Raw genomic sequence first — 2,881 nt, forward strand, 5'->3', positions numbered from 1 at the left:
TGCCACCCGGCGGGTCGCGCAGGTCGCGGCGCAGCATGCGGCAGCAGTCGATCGCGAGGCACGCTTCCCCGTAGAGGCGTTCGAAGCCATGCGCCGCGAACGGCTTTTGTCGGCGATGGTTCCGGCGGAACTCGGCGGTGCCGGCCTGACGCTCTCCGAAGTCGCGCGCATTTGTGAAACGTTGGCGCATGCGTGTTCGTCGACGGCAATGGTCTACGCGATGCATCAAAGCCAGGTGGCGTGCCTGTCCGATCAGGGCAACGACGTTCCCTGGATTCGCCAGATGATCGCCCGCATGATCGATGAACAATGGCTGCTGGCGTCGGCAACGTCGGAGGAAACGATCGGCGGCAACATGCGCACCAGCGCCTGTGCGGTCGAATTGACCGATGGTGCGTTTCGCATCGAAAAGCTTGCTCCGACCATTTCATATGGCGCGCACGCCGACTGCATCCTGGTCACCGCGCGCCGCAGTGCCGAGGCAAGCGCGTCGGACCAGGTGCTGATCGTGGCGCCGCGCGACACCCTCGTGCTGGAAAAGCGCGGCGGCTGGGATTCGCTCGGCATGCGCGGAACCTGCAGCGAAGCTTTCCGTCTGATCGCAACGGGCCGCGCCGAGCAGATCCTGCCCGTGCCGTTCGCCCAGGTCGCGGACCAGACCATGCTGCCGGTGTCGCACACGCTCTGGGCCGCGGTTTGGGTGGGTATCACGTCCGACGCCGTGAACCGCGCGCATCAGTTTTTCCGCACGCAGGCACGCGGCAAACCGGGTGCGCTGCCGCCATCGGCGGGACGGCTGGCCAATGCGGTTGCGCAGTTGCGCATGATGCAGGCACGTCTGAAGGACGCACTGGACGCCGCCAGCGTCGCATCGTCCGAACGCGTGGCGCGCGAAGCACGTGAAGCGTGTGACTTCGATACGCCGCTTGGCGCGTCGTTGAGCCTGGCATCGGACATGAATACGCTCAAGCTGAGCATTTCGTCCGCAGCGCTCGAAGTCGTGCAGGAAACGCTGATGATCTGCGGCATGGCAGGATACAAAAACAACACTGAATACAGCGTCGGGCGTCATCTGCGCGATCTTTTTTCCGCGCCGCTGATGATCAGCAACGACCGCATCCAATTGAACACGGCGAATCTGCTGCTCGCGCAGCGCACGCCGGCTACGGGGAGAATCTAGGACATGAACACGCTCACGGATAACGCGGCCATTGAAGCCGCCAGCGCAACGAACACCTACAACGCTTCGGATGTGACGCTGCGAGCGCGCATGATCGAAGCGGGAATCCTGATTGAAACCGGTGAAGACGGCCTGTACGGACGCAGCCACGTGTTCGAAGATGTGATCGAACGCCTGAACAACGCCATTTCACTGTTGGGTGCGGATCAGGAAGCCGAAGTGCTGCGCTTCCCGCCGGCCATGCGCCGCCACGACTTCGAAGACAGCGAGTATCTGAAGAGCTTCCCTGACCTTGCCGGCACGATCCACTCGTTCCAGGGCAACGACCGCGGTCATCACAGGCTGCTCGCGGCACTCGAAAAGACGGTTTCAGTCGGCGAAGAAGAACGTACAGACGAATGGATGGACCAGCAAAAGCCCACGCGCCTCGTGCTCACGCCGGCCGCCTGCTATCCGATCTACCCGGTGGTCGCCAAACGCGGTGCGCTCGCTGAAGACGGCGCAACGGTCGACGTATTCGCGTACTGCTTCCGTCACGAACCGTCCATCGATCCGAGCCGCATGCAGATGTTCCGCATGCGCGAATACGTGCGTTTCGGCAGCCCGGAGCAAGTCATGGCGTTCCGCCAGAAGTGGATCGAGCGTGGTTCGCTACTCGTGAACCTGCTCGGCCTGCCGTTCGAAATCGATCTGGCCAACGACCCGTTCTTCGGTCGCGGCGGCAAGATCGTGGCCGACAGCCAGCGCGCGCAGCAACTCAAATTCGAATTGCTGATTCCGGTTGCGACGCCCGACCGTCCTACCGCATGCCTGTCGTTCAACTACCACATGGAACACTTCGGCGAAATCTGGAAGATCGCCCAGGCAGACGGCGAAGTGGCGCACACAGCGTGCGTGGGCTTCGGCATGGAGCGCACCACGCTCGCCCTCTTCCGCCATCACGGTCTGGACGTCAAGGCGTGGCCGGCTGAAGTGCGCGATTTCCTCTGGGGCGATACGCAATCACGCATCAAGACCGGACTCGAGGCACTTTCATGACAGCCGTTCACACAAGCGGCGCGGCAGATTCGAATCGCGAGCGTGCCCGGGTAATTCAATTGCTTCCGCAGCATATGCGCGTACGCAAGCACCAGTCGCACTCGCTGCATCAGGGCGATCGCGTCTGGGCGGAAACGAACTGCTACGTCGACTTGTGGATTGAGTTGCTGCACGGCTACGGACTCGACCCGCGCGCCGCGCTCGGCTTCACTGTCATGCAGGACTTCGAGGGGGACCAGTTCACGTTCTTCAAGTTTCCTCTCGAAGACCTCTACACGCTTTACGGCATGCAGGTGCAGGAACTCGCAATCTACGATTCACTCGAGGACCGCATCCGTACGCAAACCCAGCGCGGGCATACCGTGCTGGCTGAAGTCGACGCGTTTTATCTGCCCGATACCCGTGCGACTTCGTACCAGCAGCAGCATACGAAGACGACTATCGGCGTGGATTTCATCGATCCGCGTTCGCGCCGGCTCGGTTATTTCCACAACACCGGTTATTACGTGCTGGACGGCGAGGACTACCAAGGCGTGTTCCGGCAGCTTCCTGAATTCGCGGACCGCCCCGAGATCCTGTTTCCGTACGTGGAGTTCTGCAAGCGCGCACGGCCGGCGCTGAGCGGCACGGCGCTCGCGGAGAACATAGAAGGCGCGGAGATCT

At 62.2% G+C, this 2,881-nt stretch carries 3 protein-coding genes; all 3 read left to right on the top strand.

The genetic code is table 11. From position 1 onward, the window contains the following. The coding region (locus ACRXB1_RS33955) for an acyl-CoA dehydrogenase family protein (protein WP_449494528.1) at window positions 1-1,180 on the top strand (1,180 nt) is incomplete at its 5' end. Window positions 1,181-1,183: 3 nt separating this feature from the next. Continuing rightward, window positions 1,184-2,218, top strand: coding sequence for an amino acid--[acyl-carrier-protein] ligase (locus tag ACRXB1_RS33960; RefSeq protein WP_061999580.1), 1,035 nt, complete (start codon window positions 1,184-1,186; stop codon window positions 2,216-2,218). A 74-nt stretch (window positions 2,219-2,292) separates the two neighbouring features. Then, window positions 2,293-2,881, top strand: a 589-nt coding sequence (locus ACRXB1_RS33965; RefSeq protein WP_449494529.1) for a DUF1839 family protein, incomplete at its 3' end; no start/stop codon positions are given.

Source organism: Caballeronia sp. M23-90 (assembly GCF_053574605.1).

What these genes read in the sequence shown, in the direction of transcription:
- ACRXB1_RS33960 (WP_061999580.1), top strand. Translation starts at nt 1,184, where the DNA reads ATGAACACGCTCACGGATAACGCGGCCATTGAAGCCGCCAGCGCAACG.